Genomic DNA, 17,462 nt, shown 5'->3' on the forward strand with positions numbered 1-17,462 from the left:
GTCCTTCACCCATCGAATAAAAAGAAACGCATGGAATTTGAACTCTGGTGGCTGCTCGGCATCCCCTTCTTTTTTGCCCTCGGCTGGATCGCCGCGCGGGTCGACATCAAGCAGTTGCTGGCAGAGTCGCGCAGCCTGCCGACCACCTATTTCAAGGGACTGAACTTCCTGCTCAACGAACAGCCCGACAAGGCGATCGACGCCTTCATCGACATCGTCAAGCACGACCCTGAAACTGCCGAAATGCACTTCGCGCTGGGTAACCTGTTCCGCCGCCGCGGCGAGATCGAACGCGCCATCCGGGTCCACCAGAACCTGCTGGCGCGGCCCGACCTGCCGCTCGAACAGCAGCAGCACGCGCGCTACGAGCTGGGCATGGACTACCTCAAGGCGGGCCTGCTGGACCGCTCTGAAGAGACCTTCAACACGCTGCTCGATTCAAGCTACGGCGTGCAGGCGCGCCGCGCGCTGCTCGAGATCTTCCAGCGCGAGAAGGAATGGCGCCGCGCGATCGAAGCCGCGCAGGGACTGCAGGAGTCCGGCGCCGGCGCGCGCCAGAAGGAAATCGCCCAGTTCTATTGCGAGCTGGCGCAGGACGCGCTGGTGCACCTGCAAGTGCCCGAAGCGATGGCGCTGCTCGACCAGGCCTTGCAGGCCGATCGCAAGAACGTGCGCGCCACCATGCTGCTGGGCGACGCCCAGCTGGCCCAGGGCGACACCGAAGGCGCGCTGGTCACCTGGCGCCGCGTCGAGCAGCAAAGCGTGCCGCACGTGGCGCTGGTCGCCGCGCGCCTGATGGACGGCTACCGCAAAGTGGGCCGGGCGCAGGAAGGCGTCAACCTGCTGCGCTCCTACCTGGCCGAAGCCTCGTCGATCGACCTGATCGAAGTCGTGTTCAAGGCCGTGATCGAACTCGATGGCGTGGAAGCGGCCAAGCAGCTGGTGGTGGAAGAACTGAAGCGCAACCCGACCCTGCTGGGCCTGGACAAGCTGCTCGAGGCGCGCATGATGGATGCGCCGGCCAACATCTGGGAAGAGCTGTCGATGGTGAAGAACCTGGTGCACGGCTACACCCAGAAGCTGGCGCGCTACCAGTGCGGCCATTGCGGTTTCAAGGCGCGCCAGTTCTATTGGCAGTGCCCTGGCTGCAGCCGCTGGGAGACCTACCCGCCGCGGCGCACCGAAGAACTCAATGTAATGAATTGATTTAGGCTGAACCCATGAAAATTACCATTATCGGAACCGGCTACGTAGGCCTGGTGACCGGCGCCTGCCTCGCCGAACTGGGCAACGATGTGTTCTGCCTCGACGTCGACCAGGGCAAGATCGACCTGCTGAACAACGGCGGCATCCCGATCCATGAGCCGGGCCTGCAGGAAGTCGTGGCGCGCAACCGCGCTGCAGGCCGCCTGCATTTCTCCACCGACGTCGCCGCCAGCGTCGCGCACGGCGCGCTGCAGTTCATCGCGGTCGGCACGCCTCCCGACGAAGACGGCTCGGCCGACCTGCAGTACGTGCTGGCCGCGGCGCGCGCAATCGGCCGCCACATGACCGGCTTCAAGGTCATCGTCGATAAGTCGACCGTGCCGGTCGGCACCGGAGAACGGGTACGCGCCGCCTTGGCCGAGGAAATCGCCGCGCGCGGATCCGACGCGACCTTCTCGGTGGTGTCGAACCCCGAGTTCCTGAAAGAGGGCGCCGCGGTCGAAGACTTCATGCGCCCGGACCGCATCGTCCTCGGCCACGACAGCGATGCCGCCGGCCTGCGCGCGCGCGAGATGATGAAGAAGCTGTACGCGCCGTTCAACCGCAACCACGAACGCACCTTCTGGATGGACGTGCGCTCGGCCGAATTCACCAAGTACGCCGCCAACGCGATGCTGGCGACCCGCATCTCGTTCATGAACGAGATGGCCAACCTGGCCGACCGGGTGGGCGTCGACATCGAAGCGGTGCGCCACGGGATCGGATCCGACCCGCGCATCGGCCACAGCTTCCTGTATGCCGGCGCCGGCTACGGCGGCTCGTGCTTCCCCAAAGACGTGCAGGCGCTCGAGCGCACCGCGCGCCAGTACGACCAGGACCTGCTGATCCTGCGCGCGGTGGAAGCGGTCAACGACAACCAGAAGCAGGTGCTGGGCAAGAAAATCGTCGCCAGCTTCGGCGAAAACCTGGCCGGCCGCCATTTCGCGATCTGGGGCCTGGCGTTCAAGCCGAACACCGACGACATGCGCGAGGCGCCTGTGCGCGTGCTGCTGGCCGAACTGATCGCGCGCGGCGCCACCGCCGCGGTGTACGACCCGGTCGCGATGGACGAGGCGAAGCGCGTACTGGCACTGGACCTGACGCCCGGGCAGCTGGCGCGGGTGCGCTTTGCCGCCAATCCGATGGATGCGCTGGACCAGGCCGACGCGCTGGCCATCGTCACCGAATGGAAGGCCTTCCGCAGCCCCGACTTCGACCAGATCAAATCGCGGCTGAAGGCGCCGATCGTATTCGACGGCCGCAACCTGTTCGAGCCGGACGTGATGGCCGAAGCCGGCTTCGAGTACCACGGCATCGGCCGCTCGGTGCTGACCCGGAGGTAAGACCATGAACGACGCCGTCCCCAGCCGCCTGCTGACCCCCGACAGCAACCCGAACATCGTCGCGCCGCAGCTGGACGCGGTGCGCATCCTGGTGGTCGGCGACGTCATGCTGGACCGCTACTGGTTCGGCGACGTCAGCCGGATCTCGCCGGAAGCGCCGGTGCCGGTGGTGCGCATCGAAAAGCGCGAGGAGCGCCTCGGCGGCGCCGCCAACGTCGCGCGCAACGTCGCCTCGCTGGGGGCGCGCTGCGGCCTGCTCGGCGTGGTCGGCGCCGACGAGGCGGGCGCGCAGGTCGAGCAGATGCTCGGCGAGTCCAGCATCCATAGCTATCTGCACCGCGACGAAGCCATCTCCACCATCATCAAGCTGCGCGTGATCGGCCGCCAGCAGCAGCTGCTGCGCATCGACTTCGAAGACGCGCCGACCGACACCGTCCTGCGCGACAAGCTCACCCAGTTCAACGGCGTGCTGGCCGACTACGACGTGGTGATCCTGTCCGATTACAACAAGGGCAGCCTGGTCAACGTCGCCGAGATGATCCGCGCCGCGCGCGCCGCCGGCAAGGTGGTGATGGTCGACCCGAAGGGCGACGACTTCTCCCCCTACGCCGGCGCCACCATCCTGACGCCGAACAAGTCCGAACTGAAGCGCATCGTCGGCAGCTGGAACAGCGAAGAGCAGCTGACCGCCAAGGCCCAGGCCCTGCGCGTGGAGCTGGGGCTCGACGCCTTGCTGCTCACGCGCTCGGAAGAGGGCATGAGCCTGTACAGCGCCACCGAGGTGCTGCACATGCACGCCGCCGCGCGCGAAGTGTTCGACGTGTCGGGCGCGGGCGACACCGTGATCGCCACGATGGCGGCGATGCTGGGCGCCGGCATGCCGATCGCCGACGCCCTGATCACGGCCAACCGGGCCGGCGGCATCGTCGTCGGCAAGCTGGGCACCGCTACCGTCACGCGCGCTGAATTATTCGGGGCCTGATCTGTCAACCGTGTCTTTACTGAACCGTTAAGCGGGAAGGGCGGCGTCGCCGTCCATTCCCAACAACAACGGAGATGACGGACATGATCAAGAAACTGATGCTTGCAGTGGCGACGATGATTGCCACGATGGGTTTTGCCTTTGCGCAAGTCGATGTGAACAAGGCCGACGCCGCGGCGCTCGACGCGGTCAAGGGCGTGGGGCCGAAGATGTCGAAAGCCATCATCGACGAGCGCACTAAGGGTGGCGAGTTCAAGGACTGGGCCGACTTCGAGAAGCGCGTCAGGGGCGTGGGCGCCAAGAACGCCAAGAAACTGTCGATGGCCGGCCTGCAGGTTGGCGGCAAGTCGATGGACGGCGCCGCGATGACGGCCGCCGCCAAGGCGACGCCAGCTGCCAAGCCTGCGCCGGAAGCGAAGCCGATGCCTGCCGCCAAGCCGATGCCGGAATCGAAACCGATGCCGCCAGCCAAGGCCCCGGCCGACATGAAGGCCAAGCCAGCCGCCGCCGGCGCCAAAGCCTCGATGTAATGCAGTTCGGGTCTGACCCCGCGGGTCAGACCCTGGTTCCCGGTTTTTCGCCTTGTTCCCCCTCAAACCCCCAGCGTCAACTCAGCAGCCCCGCAGCCGTTGATGGTCGAGGATGGCATCCGCCGTCCCTCATCCAACTACAACGGAGAACACTGACATGATCAAGAAACTGATGCTGGCCGTCGCAACGCTGATCGCCACGATGGGATTCGCCTTCGCCCAGGTGGACGTCAACAAGGCGGACGCCGCCGCACTGGACAGCGTAAAAGGGATCGGACCGAAGATGTCCAAGGCCATCCTCGACGAGCGCACCAAGGGCGGCGCCTTCAAGGACTGGGCCGACTTCGAAAAGCGTGTGCAGGGAGTGGGCCCGAAGAACGCCAAACGGCTGTCGACCGCCGGCCTGCAGGTGGGCGGCAAATCGTTGGACGGCGCGGACATGACCGCCGTCGCGCCGAAGACGCCGGCGAAGGCCAAGGCTGACGCCAAGCCAGCGGCCAAGATGTAAACACCTGGGTCTGGCCCCCTGGGGTCAGACCCTTCGGAAGCAGCCTGGCCTGAGCTCTCGCAGACGCGGAAATGCATCCCGGCATACAATGGGGGCTGTACCGAACAGCAAGAGAGCATCCATGCCTTACAAGACCATCCAAGATACGATCGGCAATACGCCCCTGGTGCAGCTGGTGCGCCTGCCCGGCGCCGACGCCGCCGCGCGCAACAACATCATCCTCGGCAAGATGGAAGGCGACAATCCGGCCGGCTCGGTGAAAGACCGCGCCGCGCTGTCGATGCTGCGCCGCGCCGAAGAACGCGGCGACATCAAGCCGGGCGACACGCTGATCGAAGCGACCAGCGGCAACACCGGCATCGCGCTGGCGATGGTCGCCGCGGTGCGCGGCTACAAGATGGTCCTGCTGATGCCCGACAACCTGTCGGTCGAACGGCGCCAGAGCATGGCCGCCTACGGCGCCGAAATCGTGCTGACCCCGAAAACCGGCGGCATGGAATACGCCCGCGACATGGCCGAGCAGATGCAGCGCGAAGGCAAGGGCGTGATCCTCGACCAGTTCGCCAATATGGACAATCCGCGCGCCCACTACGAAGGCACCGGCCCGGAAATCTGGCGCGACACCGGCGGGCGCATCACCCATTTCGTCAGCGCGATGGGCACCACCGGCACCATCATGGGCGTGTCGCAATACCTGAAAGAACAGAGCGAGGCGATCCGGATCATCGGCGCGCAGCCGGAGGAAGGCTCGTCGATTCCCGGCATCCGCAAGTGGCCGGATGCCTACATGCCGAAAATTTTCGACAAGGCGCGCGTCGACCAGGTCGAAAGCGTGAGCCAGGCCCAGGCCGAGCACATGGCGCGGCGGCTCGCTGCGGAAGAGGGGATTTTCTGCGGAATTTCGGCGGCGGGCGCCTGTGAAATCGCATTGCGGATATCGCAGACGGTGGAGAACGCAACCATCGTGTTCATCGTCTGCGACCGCGGCGATCGCTACTTGTCGACGGGCGTCTTCCCCGCCTGATATGCAATGCCAGGTCCCTTCGCGCGAAGGGACCCGTGGTGATACCGTTCCGGCTTAAGCTTGTGGCTCGCCTTCTTTTGGCTTGAACTGCTTGTCGCTGATGCGGAACTTGTTACGACGGTCGCCCATCAGGTAACGCAGGTCGCGGATCGACAGGTCGCTCACTTCGTGCATGCGGATCAGCAGCGATGCGCCCACTGGCAGGCGGTGGTGACGGATCTTCGAGATTACCGGCGGCGCCACTTCCAGCGCGCGCGACAGCGCTGCGTCGTTTTTCAGGCGCAGGTTTTCGATGAGCGTGTCGAGCAACCGGTTAGGGTTGTATTGCAGCAGATCGTCCGAATCCGAATCGCTGTTCATATCAATGCCGACTTGGTTTGTCATGATTTCGATCATTCCTATTTTGAGTTGTCTTGCTGGTTCTTACACCCGGCGTTCGCGTGCTACGAATGTCACTATCTGATTGATTTCAGAGAACACTTTGGAAAATATATACACAATTGTACAACCTTTTCCTGGGTAATACCTGAAAGCAATAAAGATTCGTGCGCCAAATGCATCGCGATGTTGTTCAGTTGCAACATAGCCCCAATGCAATTCTCTCATATATTCACAATTTTGAAATTGTTTTGTGGGTAAAGTTAAGTGTAGGGTAATTGTCGTTGGATTGCTGCACAATTTCGGATTCAGCGGTCCGGCCGCCCAATATTGGGGAGTATGCGGACAAAGACGCTGTGGAGGTATGGAGATACTGCCGGGAGTATATTGATTAAACCGGTGCGTTCAGGCGCCGCGCGGGCGCCCTGGCGTTACAGTTGATTACAAAGTTTCCCGGCCAGCAAGGGTTACGCGCCGCGCGCCAAACGGATCGCCCTGCCCAATTCGACAACGGACATGGCATAAAAATAACTGCGATTGTAATGGGTGATAGCAAAAAAATTATCGGTGGCCAACCAATATTCTGTTGCTTCCGCGCCATTTTGTAAGTCGATCAGGCCGAACCGTTCGCCGGCCGGCAAGGCCGCAGTGCTGCCGACGCCGGCCGCCGCCAGTTGCTCCGCGCTGAATTTGGCGGCCAGGCCTTGTCCGATGAAACTTTCCCACGCACGATTCTCCGACACCTCGGCCGGGAATACCGCAGGCCCGCTGCGCGAACCCAGCCAGCCGTGCTTGACCAGGAAGTTGGCGACGCTGCCAATCGCATCGGTGGGTGAATTGCGCAGGTCGACGCGGCCGTCGCCATCGAAGTCCACGCCATATTCCAGAATGCTGCCCGGCATGAACTGGGGCAGGCCGACCGCGCCGGCAAACGAGCCGAGCAGCGACAGCGGATCCATGTTGGACTTGCGCGCCAGCAGCAAGGTGTTCTCCAGCTCGCCGCGGAAAAACACCTGGCGCGCCTCGCGGTTGGGCGTGTCCGGGTAGGCGAACGCCAGCGTCGTCAATACATCCATCACGCGGAAGCGCCCGGTATTGCGGCCATACACGGTCTCGACGCCGATGATGCCGACGATAATTTCCGCCGGCACGCCGAACTCCGCCTCGGCGCGCGCCAGCGCCGCGGCGTTCTCGTTCCAGAACGCGACGCCCGCTTCGGTCCGCACCGGCTCGATGAAGCGGTCGCGGTAGGCCTGCCAGTTTTTCGGCTTGCCCGGCGGCGCCGGTTTGACCAGCTGCACCGCCGAATCGATGTAGTTCACCTGCGCCATCACGCCCTTCAGCGTGTCGCGCTCGAAGCCATGCTTGGCGACCATCTCCTCTTCAAAATCGGCGACCGCCTTCCATTCGCGGAAATTGACCTGCTCGCCGGCGTAGTCGACCTTGCGCGGCGGCGGCGCCATCTTTTTGGCCTTGACCAGCTTGGCCGCCTTGACGGCCTTGGCATGGGTGGAGGTTTTCGGCTTGGCCTTGGCGGCCAGCGCCAGCGGCGCCGCGGCGCAGGCCAGCGCCAGCAGCAGCAAGGTGGAACGGCGGGGAATGAAGCGCGGCTTGAATGTCATCGGAATTTTGTCAGCAGACTTTTCAGTGTGGCGGCCAGCCCCGGGAGAGCCGGCTGGGCGCCGTATTTGTAGGCGCTGTAGAGGCGCAGGAATTGGGCGGCGGCGTCGTGCTGCGCCGGCGCCAGCGGCGCGTGCGCAAGCCGCGCGCGATAGGCGTTCGGGCCTTCGTCGGCGCCGCGCGCCAGGCCGCGCCGGCCCAGCTGCAGGCACAGCGCCGAGTATAGCGCATCGATCGGATCGCCCCGGCGCCGCACGCGTCGCGCGTGCGCCAGCGCCAGCAGCGGCGCGCACAGGAGCAGCGCGCAGAACGTGCGCCAGTCCAGCAGTGCCGCGGCGATCGATTCGACCACGCCGTGCTGGCGCTCCGGCGAGTAGTTCAGCACCCACTGGTTCCAGCCGTTGTTGAGCGCCGCCATCTCGAAGCGGATGCGGGCGAAGAAGGGATTCGCGCCGGCGCCGAAGTCCACCAGCTGGCCCAGCCCGGCCAGGGCGCCGCGGCGCCGCGCCGCGCTCCCCGCGCCGCGCTGCACCCGTTCAGGCGCCACCGCGGACGTCGGATCGATGCGCAGCCAGCCGCGTCCCGCCAGCCACACCTCGGCCCACGCGTGCGCGTCGGACTGGCGCACCGTCATGAAGTCATCGACCGGATTGAGCTCGCCGCCCTGGTAGCCGGTCACCACGCGCGCCGGCACGCCGGCGGCGCGCATCAGCACCACGAAGGCGCTGGCGTAGTGTTCGCAAAAGCCGGCGCGGGTCTCGAACAGGAATTCGTCGACGCTGTGGCGGCCCAGCGGGGGCGGATCGAGCGTGTACGAGAAGCTCTCGGTGCGGAAGGTGTGCAGCGCCGCCTTGACCCGCTGCGCCGGATCGGCATAGGCGCGCAGCGCTTCGCCGGCGGCCAGCGCGCGCGGATTGAAGCCGTCCGGCAGGTCCAGCCAGCGCGCCGCGCCGGGCAGGGCGGCGCCGGCTTCCAGGCTGTAGTCCGGATGCGAGACCGCCTCGTAGCGCACGCGCTGGTCGATGGGTGCGAACGCCGCCAGCTCCTGCTCGTGCGAGATCGCGCTCGGGCGCCCGGCCAGTTGCGGCGGCGCGTCCGGCAGGTCGAGCGCATACAGCCAGCGCTGGCCGCTCGGCTCCAGCGTGACCTCGTGCCGGATCGCCGGCCCGCGCGTCGGATGGGCCGCGGCGCTGGCCGGGCGCAGGCGCTGGATCTGGGTCCAGGTGCGGCCGTCGAAGCGGCTCAGCACCAGTCCGCGCCAGTACAACTGCGGTTGCGCCGGCGCCGGGTCGATGAAGCGCACCCGGAACGCGGTCTCGTCCGACTGCGCCAGATGCGCCAGGTTCCCCGGCGCCATGCTGTCGGACATGCCGGTGCGGCCGACGGCGGCGTCGCTCGGCAAGCCCCACAGCGGCCCCTGCAAGCGCGGGAACACAAAGAACAGCAGGATGCCGGCCGGCGCCGCGATCAGCACCACGCGGCCGGCCAGCCACAGGCGCCGGCGCAGCGGCGGCACCGCGCCGGTGAACTGGAACGACAGCTGCGCCGTGAACAGCATGACGATCGAGGCGACCATCATCAGCGCGGTGCCGATGCCCTGGGCGTAAAAGAAGGTCGTCAGCAGCAGGAAGAAGCACAGGAAGATCACGACGTACAGGTCGCGCCGCGCGCGCATCTCCAGCATCTTGAACGCCACCAGCAGCACCAGCATCGCCACGCCCGCGTCGCGCCCCAGCACCGTGTGGAAGGTCAGCCAGATGCCGCCGGCCGCCGCCAGCGCCAGCGGCAGCAGCAGCGCCGATGGCGGCAGGCGGGTGCCGCGCACGGTGATCGCCACGCGCCAGGCCAGCGTCGTCGCGCACAGCGCCGTGACCCACAGCGGCAGGTGCAGCGCGTGCGGCGCCAGCACCAGCAGCGCGCCGGCCAGCAGCGTCAGGGTGTCGGCCTTGTCGCGCGGCAGGCGCGCGAAGAAACCGGCCAGCCGTGCGCGCAGAACCGCCAGCGTCGCGCGCTTCATGGCTGCTCCGCGCCGATGCCGTGCAGCGCCAGCGCCCGCAGGCAGGCCGCCTGGTGCGCCGCGCCCACGCCGGCCGGGTAATCCTGCGCGCCGATCCGGAAGCCGTAGGGCAGGCCGCTTTGCTCGGCCTGCAGCACCCAGCGCGTCATGCGCGACAGGCGCAGCTCCAGGTGCATGGTCGAGGGCAGCGCATTAAAGTCGAGCACCAGTTCGGCCGCGCCGCCGCCTTCGAAATGCTTGGTCACCAGTTGGCCGCCGTCGTCCAGGTCGAGCCGCGCGATCTGGCGCCACGCCAGGCTGCGCATCGAATCGCCCGGCTGGTAATTGCGGATGCCGCCGAAGTCGTCGTCGCCCGCGCCGCCGCGGCCGTCGGCACGCGCCTCGCCGGCCATCGGCAGCGGCGGCGCGTCGGCTTCCGGGAACGGGTAGACCAGCGCGCGCATGTCCGGCTGCCAGTAGGCCCAGGCCCGGAACAGCCCGAGCGGAAAACGCGACACCAGCCGCACCCGCGGCGCGCGCATCCAGCCGCGCGCCTCGGTGGCGATCGCCAGCGCAATCGTCGCGCTGCCGCCGGACGGCACGTCGACCGTGTAGCGCGGCCCGTCGTCGCGGCTGAAATCGACGCCGATCGCGTAGCGGTCAAGCGCGCTGCGGTTGATCAGCGTCGCCTCGAAGCGCGCTTCGGACCCGGCGAACACGCTCGGCGCCTGGCCGGCGCGCACGTGCATCTGCCCGAGGTTGCGATAGGTGAGATACATGTCGACCACCGCGCAAGTGGCGAGCAGGAAGGTGAGCGCGAATCCAAGCGCGAGGTTGTAATTGGTCGCGCCAACCAGCAGCACCAGCAGCAGGAAGGCGAAGCCGACGCCGGCGTTGGTCGGCAGGATGTACACGCGGCGCCGGTGCAGGAACGTCTCGCCGCGTTCGAAGCCGCGCGGCTTGAACATCCACTGCCTTGCCCTGCGGCGCAATGCGGCGATCATGCCCGGCCCTACACCGGCACCGATTTTTGCAGTTCGAGCACCAGGTCGCGGCTGGCCAGCGCGACGCCGTGCGCCGACTTCAGCGGCCGCAGGCGGTGCGCGCACACCGGCACCAGCACTGCCTGCACGTCTTCCGGCACCACGTGGTCGCGGCCCTCCAGCGCGGCCCACGCGCGCGCCGCCTGCAGCAGCGCGATCGAAGCGCGCGGCGACAGGCCCTCGGCGAACAGGCCGTCGCGGCGCGAGGCCTGCGCCAGCGCCTGCACGTAGTCGATCAGCGATGCCGACGCGTGCACCTGGCGCAGCGACTTCTGCGCATCCATCAGCTCCTCCGGCTGCATCGCCGCCGGCAGCGCCTTGAGCATGCTGCGCCGGTCTTCGCCCATCAAGAGCGCGCGTTCGGCGGCGGCGTCCGGATAGCCGAGCGAGAGGCACATCAGGAAGCGGTCCAGCTGCGACTCAGGCAGCGGGAAGGTGCCCACCTGGTGCGCCGGATTCTGCGTGGCGATCACGAAGAACGGCTCGGGCAGCGGGCGCGTGACGCCGTCGGCGGTGACCTGGCGCTCCTCCATCGCCTCCAGCAGCCCCGATTGGGTTTTCGGCGTGGCGCGGTTGATTTCGTCGGCCAGCAGCACCTGGGTGAAGATCGGCCCCGGATGGAACACGAAGCCGGCGCGCTCGCGCTCGTACACCGAGATGCCTGCCACGTCGGCCGGCAGCAGGTCGGACGTGAACTGCACGCGGTTGAATTTCATCCCGAGCGAGATGGCCAGCGCGTGCGCCAGCGTGGTCTTGCCCACGCCCGGCACGTCTTCGACCAGCAGGTGGCCCCCGGCCAGCAGGCAGGTCAGCGCCTGGCGCACCTGCAGGTCCTTGCCGACGACAATTCCGCTGACCTGGCTGGCTACCGCGTGCAACTTGTTGAACATGTGCTTGTCTTTTCTGATTGATGTGGCATGGGCGTCCTGCGAACCGTCGCGGCGGCGTGGTAGATTAGCGCCATACCGACATAATTGATTCGTCATCACAACCGGTCCGAAGATTCTATAAGAGAACGGCGGCGCCGGGCATGATATTGATGGCGTCAGGACATAAAAGTTGCATACATGAGTACTGCCATCTACAGCCACGCCGATTGCCTGCGCCATGAAATGGGCGAGTGGCACCCGGAATCGCCGGCGCGCCTGCGCGCCATCGAGGACCAGCTGATCCGGTCGCGTATTGACGGCCTGGTCGAGCGCCGCGAAGGCCCGCTGGCCGAACTGCCGGCGCTGCTGCGCAACCACACCGAAGCGGCCATCGCGCTGGTGCGCGACCACCTGCCGGGGCCGGGCGAGTACTATCCGCTCGACGCCGACACCCTGCTCAACGAGCACAGCTACCAGGCGGCCCTGCGCGCGGCCGGCACCGCGATGGCCGCCACCGATGCCGTGCTGGCCGGCGACATCGCCAACGCCTTCTGTGCGATCCGCCCGCCGGGCCACCATGCGCGGCCCGGCGGCGCGATGGGCTTCTGCCTGTTCAATAATGTCGCGCTGGCCGCGCGCCACGCGCTGGAAGGGCACGGCCTCGAACGGGTCGCCATCGTCGATTTCGACGTCCATCACGGCAACGGCACCGCCGAAGCGTTCCGCGACGATCCGCGCGTGCTGATGGCCAGCTTCTACCAGCATCCGTTCTATCCCTACACCGAGCCGGAGCCGATCACCGCCGCCAGCGTCAACATCCCGGTGCCGGCCCGCAGCGGCGGCGACGTCGTCCGCGCGCTGGTCGAGCAGTACTGGCTGCCGGCGCTGCACGCCTTCAGGCCGGAGATGATCTTCATTTCGGCCGGCTTCGACGCCCACCGCGAGGACGACCTGGGCGAAATGGCGCTGGTCGAAGCCGACTACGCGTGGATGACGCGCCAGATCATGGCCGTCGCGCGCGAGCACGCGCAGGGCCGCATCGTCAGTTGCCTGGAAGGCGGCTACAACCTGTCGGCGCTGGGCCGCAGCGTGGTGGCGCACGTCAAGGCGCTTGCTGAGCTGGACTAGCGGCGCAAACGCCACACGCATAGTGTGCGCGTTGACTTCATCGTTTTCGCCGCGTAGATTGGATTGACGCGGCGCGCAGGGATGGTCGCATGAAGTTCCTCCTGGAATGCCGCATCCGTTTTTCGCGGGGAGGAATGAATGCGTGCATTCCTGCTGTCATTTCTGGTGTTCGCCGTGGTGGCCGGGGTACTGGCGTGGCTGACGCGCCGCGATGACGCGTCCAGGCCGGTCGCCGCCGTTGTCACGCGCACGCCGCAGCCGCGCATCGAGCCCGTGACCGCGGTGCCGGTCGCGCAGCCGGCGCGGCGCCAGCAGGTCGCGCAAGATCTGCGGCTTGCCGACCACGCTTACTGCAGCTATCGCGCCAGCACCAAATATCCCTTCACGTCGCGCCCTATTGCCGAACAATCCGACCAGGCGTATCCGAACGCGCCGGTGACGGATGCGCACGCGATGCGGCTCGACGGCGGCGACACCGATCCCGGCATATCGATCCAGACCTCGCAGTCGCGCGTCTGGCTCGCGGCCGGCGAGGACGTCGCGTTGTCGCTGCGCGCGGTCGATCCCGGCGGCGCGGCGCTGCCGGTCGTGGTCACGCGCGCGGTTGCGCAAGGCCTGACGCCGGACGGCAAGCGCGCCGCCCCGCAAGTGACGCTGGCGTTCGCCGATGGCGGCGCCGGCGCCGTGGTCGCGGTGCTGGCGCCCGGCCAGACCGCGCTCGCCTCGTTTGCCGGCGCGATTCGCGCGGACGTCCGCTACACCGTCGCCGGCCGCAACGGCAAGGTCCTGTTCGACGTGCTGTATTCGCCGGAGGCGCCAGGCAAATGGACCGGCCAGGTGCGCGACGCGGTCGAAGACGGCTCGCTCAGCTTCTACCTGAAAGCCGATATCCGCCAGGCCGGGCACTACGTCGTGTCGGGCCGCGTCGACGACGCCAAAGGCCGGCCGTTCGCCCTGGCGACCTTCAACGACATGCTGCTGTCGGGGCCCAACGAAGTGAAGCTGACCGTGTTCGGCAAGCTGCTGCGCGACGTCGAGCCCGCGCAGCCGCTGACCTTGCGCGACGTCGACGGCTACCTGCTCAAGGAAAACGCCGACCCGGATCGCGCGCTGATGCCACGTCTCGAAGGGCGCGCCGCGGTGGCGGACACGCACCCGCTCAAGTCATTTTCGGACGCCGAATGGCAAAGCGAGGAACGGGGACGCTACCTGGCGCGTTTCGGCCAGGACCTGGCGCGGGCGCGGGCCGCGTTCAGGGAGCTCGATCCGCAGGCGCCCTTTCCGCCGAGCGCGTGCGCCAACTGAAAACTGTCTTCACTGGGAGAACAACATGAACAGGAAAATGCGACTGAACGTAGTGCTGGCCGCCTTGCTGGCGGGAGGCGCGGCCAGCGCCACCGATTACACGCTCTGGATTAAAGGGCGCGGAACCGGCGGCGCGATCGGCAACTACGCCGACTTCTCGTACTGGGGACCGGCGCGCATCAACGCGGGCGTGAACAAGAAGGCGGTCAACTGGGACGGCTACAACAGCATCTCGTCGCAGAACGGCATCGTGCGCAATGCGCTCGATTGCTTCTGCACCGGCCAGAACTGGTGCTACATCGCGACTTACAGCGCGGGCGACCCGATGATCGGCTACGCGCTGGCCAACTTCGGCGGCCTGCCGCGTCCCGTCACCAATGCGACGCCGAATGCGGCCGGCGTGTGTACCGGCGTGGGCGGCGCCACGCAGACCGGCTGGAATATTCGCTGGGTACGGTCCGCAGCCGGCGCCGCGGGCGGCAGCGAACTGTCGGACGCCGGCCGCTGGACCACGGGCGAGCCGCTGGTGCACGACATGAGGACCACCACCATGCGCGCCATGTACAACCATAACGATACGCGCGGCGTCTGGTTCTACATGTACGCGGGCGCCAAGGGCACCCTGTATTCCGGCATCTTGCCCGGCCAGGATGACGAAGTGGTCGCGTACCACAGCGCCGGCGCGGTATCCGGCACCAAAGGCGGCGCCTACTGCAATCCGCGCGACTGGTGGTGCAACGACCTGACCAAGGGCAGCGCGGTGAATGAAGGCGGTTGGCCCAAGTGGGCCAACCACTACGTCTGGTATCGCGACGACGCCGAGTACTTCAACCACTACCTGCGCGACAACTGGGAAGGCATCACCGCCCCGCTGCGCGCCGACATGGAAGCGTACGCGAAGTAGGGCGCTCAGGCGCCTTTCGCCGCGCCGCGCGGGCCGGCGGCGTCGGCCGCGGCCGACTGGCGCTTTTCCAGCGCCGTCATGCGCCTGGCCTTGATCACCACCACTGGCATCGCCGCCGGCGTCGCCGTGTCGCGCGGCGCCGGCTTGGCCGTGCTGTCGGGCAGCGCGGCGACGACGATGCCGGCCACCACCACGACGGCAAAAATGGTTTCAATGTGTTTCAGTGCGCTCATCGCCAGACCCTCCCGAAAGATGGGTCTATTGTTCTCTTTCCGTACGTCAACTTACTGCGTTACATCAAAGTCTCGGTGAACCCGTAAAATAGCGGGGTTAATTGAGATTTTGAAAGCACAGCATGTCGATACAATGGTACCCGGGCCACATGAACGCCGCCCGCAAGAAGGCGGCGGAGCAGATGGAGAATACCGACCTGGTGATCGAGGTGCTCGATGCGCGCCTGCCCGAGGCGAGCTGCAACCCGATGGTCGAGGAACTGCGCCTGTTCCGCCAGCGGCCCTGCCTGAAGATCCTCAATAAAGTCGACCTGGCCGATCCTGCCGCGACCGCCGCCTGGAGCGCCTACTACGACGCCCAGGAAGGCGTGACGGCGTACCCGATGACGACCAAGAAGCCGGCCGACGTCGCGCGCATCCCCGACCTGTGCCAGTCGCTGGCGCCGCACCGCGGCGTGCCGACCAAGCCGCTGCGCATCATGATCATGGGTATCCCGAACGTCGGCAAATCGACCTTGATGAACGCGCTGCTGAAGAAAAAAGTGGCGAAGGTGGGCGACGAGCCGGCCGTGACCAAGATGCAGCAGAAGCTCTACCTGGGCAAGAACACCATCCTGGTTGACACGCCGGGGATGCTGTGGCCGAAGATCGCGCTGGCCAGCGACGGCCTGATGCTCGCGGCCAGCCACGCGATCGGCTCGAACGCGCTGATCGAAGACGAGGTCGCGGTGTTCCTGGCCGAAGTGCTGCTCGAACGCTATCCGCATCTGCTGACGGCGCGCTACGGCTTCAAGCTCGAAGGCATGGACGGCATTGCGGTGGTCGAAGGCGTGGCGGCGCGGCGCGGGTACCGGCAGAAGGGCGGCGACCTCGATTTCGAGAAAGCGGCGCACACCTTCCTGCAGGATTACCGCACCGGCGCGCTGGGGCGCATCAGCCTCGAGACGCCGGAGACGCGCGCCAAGGCGCTGGCCGAGCACGCGGCCGCGATGGCGGAGAAGGCAGCAAAAGCTGCCGCAATCGCCGCCGAGAAGGCCGCCAACTCCGCGCGCGGCAAACGCGGAACCTGACGCGCAATCTTATTCGGCGGCCTTGCCGAACCTGAAACTGGACACCGCCAGGCTGCCGAAGAAATCGTCTTCGTGGTACACGCACGCGGCTTCTTCATTCTCCGCCGCCCCCAGCGCCACCATCAGCGGCACCAGGTGATCCTCGCGCGGATGCGCGAGCCGCGCATACGGCGCCTCGCTCCAGTGCATCAGCGCGACCTTGCGCTCGGCCGGCGTCAGCTTCAGCAGCACGTGCTGCAGCCAGGCGTCGAATTCGTGCGATGCCTTCTGGCCGCCCGGCCCGAACTGGCGCAGGTTGTGATAACTGAGTCCGCTGCCGATGATCAGCACGCCCTCGTCGCGCAGCGGCGCCAGCGCGCGCCCGATATCCAAGTGCGTCTGCGGATCGTAGCCATGCTTGATAGACAGCTGCACCACCGGCATGTCCGCCTCCGGATACACCGGGTACAGCATCGAAAACGTCCCGTGGTCGTAGCCGCGCAGCGGATCGAGGCTGACCGCGTGGCCCGACTTCGCCGCCAGGTCCGCGACGCGCTGCGCCAGCACGGGCAACCCCGGCGCGGGATACTTGACTTGATAGGTGTGCGGCGGAAAGCCGCCGTAGTCGTAGATCATGGCCGGCGCCGTGCCGGACGAGACCATGAATTCGTCCTCTTCCCAGTGGCTGGTCACCACCAGCACGGCCTTCGGCCGCACGCCGACCTGGCGCTTCATGTCGACCAGCGACGCTTCGAGCTTGTCGTAAGTGGCGCCGTACTGGTCCTTCATGAACGGCCACGGACCGCCGCCGTGCGAGACGAAGAAAGTGGGCAGGGTATGGCTCATGACGGCTCCTGGGGATGGGGTGAATCCATATTGTACTAGTTAGGACTAATTTGCGCGCGCGCCGCTGCAAAATGGGGACCAGGCGTCCCCGTCGCTCCGCCGGACCTGGCCCCGCCCTTGGCGCCGACGCCCGCACTGCGTCCTTGTTACGTTTATAATAGACCCGTTTTGGTGCCCGTCCGCGTGATCACGCGGACAGTTAAACGGGAAACACCAGGCGGCGGCGCCTTCTTCAAGCGCCGCGGTCCAAAGGTGTGCTGCCCCCGCAACGGTAAACAAGCGTCGCCGCGAAACCGGCGACTGGCTGCCTCGAACACCACTGTGCTTGCATAGGAAGGTGGGGCGGTCTGACTTGCGAGCCCGGATACCGGCCAGGACAGGTGGAAGCGCTCGCACTGCGGCGGCTTCCGTTGATTCCGGCTTGCGGGGACGCACGGCCGGGGACTCTTATCAAAGACC

General features: G+C 66.7%; 17 protein-coding genes and 1 riboswitch. Of the genes, 10 read left to right on the plus strand and 7 right to left on the minus strand.

Features of this window, described 5'->3' with window-relative positions; translation table 11 throughout:
• Positions 1-30: 30 nt before the first annotated feature.
• The 6 genes from lapB to cysM all read left to right on the plus strand — a co-directional run bounded on the left by lapB (position 31) and on the right by cysM (position 5,632).
• A complete protein-coding gene (gene lapB, locus AC1D02_RS02720; RefSeq protein ID WP_477313444.1) occupies positions 31-1,206 on the plus strand; it encodes a lipopolysaccharide assembly protein LapB in 1,176 nt (391 codons plus the stop codon).
• Positions 1,207-1,220: 14 nt separating this feature from the next.
• Positions 1,221-2,588: a UDP-glucose dehydrogenase family protein gene (locus AC1D02_RS02725; protein ID WP_477313446.1), complete on the plus strand. Its 1,368-nt coding sequence runs from the start codon at positions 1,221-1,223 to the stop codon at positions 2,586-2,588.
• Between the two features lie 4 nt (positions 2,589-2,592).
• Positions 2,593-3,570 carry a D-glycero-beta-D-manno-heptose-7-phosphate kinase gene (gene rfaE1 / locus AC1D02_RS02730; protein WP_477313448.1) on the plus strand — a complete coding sequence of 326 codons (978 nt, stop codon included), beginning with the start codon at positions 2,593-2,595 and terminating at the stop codon, positions 3,568-3,570.
• A gap of 83 nt (positions 3,571-3,653) precedes the next feature.
• A complete protein-coding gene (locus AC1D02_RS02735; protein ID WP_477313450.1) occupies positions 3,654-4,100 on the plus strand; it encodes a ComEA family DNA-binding protein in 447 nt (148 codons plus the stop codon).
• A gap of 157 nt (positions 4,101-4,257) precedes the next feature.
• Positions 4,258-4,608, plus strand: a complete 351-nt coding sequence (locus AC1D02_RS02740; protein ID WP_477313452.1) for a ComEA family DNA-binding protein — start codon at positions 4,258-4,260, stop codon at positions 4,606-4,608.
• 121 nt (positions 4,609-4,729) lie between these two features.
• Positions 4,730-5,632 (plus strand): cysteine synthase CysM, encoded by a 903-nt coding sequence (cysM, locus tag AC1D02_RS02745; RefSeq protein WP_477313454.1) that lies wholly within the window; start codon positions 4,730-4,732, stop codon positions 5,630-5,632.
• A gap of 54 nt (positions 5,633-5,686) precedes the next feature.
• Here the strand turns inward: cysM and AC1D02_RS02750 are convergent, their stop codons facing one another.
• The 5 genes from AC1D02_RS02750 to AC1D02_RS02770 form a co-directional block, all read right to left on the minus strand.
• On the minus strand, positions 5,687-6,016 hold the full coding sequence (locus tag AC1D02_RS02750) for a hypothetical protein (RefSeq protein ID WP_099788908.1): 330 nt from the start codon (positions 6,014-6,016) through the stop codon (positions 5,687-5,689).
• 461 nt (positions 6,017-6,477) lie between these two features.
• Complete coding sequence (gene mltB / locus AC1D02_RS02755; RefSeq protein WP_477313456.1) at positions 6,478-7,632, minus strand: lytic murein transglycosylase B; 1,155 nt, start codon at positions 7,630-7,632, stop codon at positions 6,478-6,480.
• The gene (locus AC1D02_RS02760; protein ID WP_477313458.1) at positions 7,629-9,647 is read right to left on the minus strand and encodes a transglutaminase TgpA family protein; all 2,019 of its coding nucleotides are present in this window, start codon (positions 9,645-9,647) and stop codon (positions 7,629-7,631) included. Before AC1D02_RS02760 ends, mltB begins: the two co-directional genes overlap by 4 nt.
• On the minus strand, positions 9,644-10,630 hold the full coding sequence (locus AC1D02_RS02765; protein ID WP_477313460.1) for a DUF58 domain-containing protein: 987 nt from the start codon (positions 10,628-10,630) through the stop codon (positions 9,644-9,646). Before AC1D02_RS02765 ends, AC1D02_RS02760 begins: the two co-directional genes overlap by 4 nt.
• Before the next feature lie 8 nt (positions 10,631-10,638).
• Positions 10,639-11,559 carry an AAA family ATPase gene (locus AC1D02_RS02770; protein WP_477313462.1) on the minus strand — a complete coding sequence of 307 codons (921 nt, stop codon included), beginning with the start codon at positions 11,557-11,559 and terminating at the stop codon, positions 10,639-10,641.
• Positions 11,560-11,736: 177 nt separating this feature from the next.
• Between AC1D02_RS02770 and AC1D02_RS02775 the strand changes: the two genes are divergently transcribed.
• The 3 genes from AC1D02_RS02775 to AC1D02_RS02785 all read left to right on the plus strand — a co-directional run bounded on the left by AC1D02_RS02775 (position 11,737) and on the right by AC1D02_RS02785 (position 14,875).
• Positions 11,737-12,666 carry a histone deacetylase family protein gene (locus AC1D02_RS02775; protein WP_477313464.1) on the plus strand — a complete coding sequence of 310 codons (930 nt, stop codon included), beginning with the start codon at positions 11,737-11,739 and terminating at the stop codon, positions 12,664-12,666.
• A 138-nt stretch (positions 12,667-12,804) separates the two neighbouring features.
• Positions 12,805-13,971, plus strand: a complete 1,167-nt coding sequence (locus AC1D02_RS02780) for a hypothetical protein (protein WP_477313466.1) — start codon at positions 12,805-12,807, stop codon at positions 13,969-13,971.
• A 37-nt stretch (positions 13,972-14,008) separates the two neighbouring features.
• The gene (locus tag AC1D02_RS02785) at positions 14,009-14,875 is read left to right on the plus strand and encodes a hypothetical protein (RefSeq protein WP_477313468.1); all 867 of its coding nucleotides are present in this window, start codon (positions 14,009-14,011) and stop codon (positions 14,873-14,875) included.
• A 5-nt stretch (positions 14,876-14,880) separates the two neighbouring features.
• On the opposite strand, the gene AC1D02_RS02790 is transcribed toward AC1D02_RS02785, so the two are convergent.
• Positions 14,881-15,108 carry a hypothetical protein gene (locus tag AC1D02_RS02790; protein ID WP_477313470.1) on the minus strand — a complete coding sequence of 76 codons (228 nt, stop codon included), beginning with the start codon at positions 15,106-15,108 and terminating at the stop codon, positions 14,881-14,883.
• Between the two features lie 149 nt (positions 15,109-15,257).
• Between AC1D02_RS02790 and ylqF the strand changes: the two genes are divergently transcribed.
• Positions 15,258-16,178: a ribosome biogenesis GTPase YlqF gene (gene ylqF, locus AC1D02_RS02795; RefSeq protein ID WP_477313987.1), complete on the plus strand. Its 921-nt coding sequence runs from the start codon at positions 15,258-15,260 to the stop codon at positions 16,176-16,178.
• 9 nt (positions 16,179-16,187) lie between these two features.
• On the opposite strand, the gene AC1D02_RS02800 is transcribed toward ylqF, so the two are convergent.
• Complete coding sequence (locus AC1D02_RS02800) at positions 16,188-17,003, minus strand: DODA-type extradiol aromatic ring-opening family dioxygenase (RefSeq protein ID WP_477313472.1); 816 nt, start codon at positions 17,001-17,003, stop codon at positions 16,188-16,190.
• 152 nt (positions 17,004-17,155) lie between these two features.
• Positions 17,156-17,393, plus strand: a riboswitch (cobalamin riboswitch).
• Positions 17,394-17,462: the final 69 nt, after the last annotated feature.

Source organism: Massilia sp. P1_C10 (assembly GCF_056406475.1).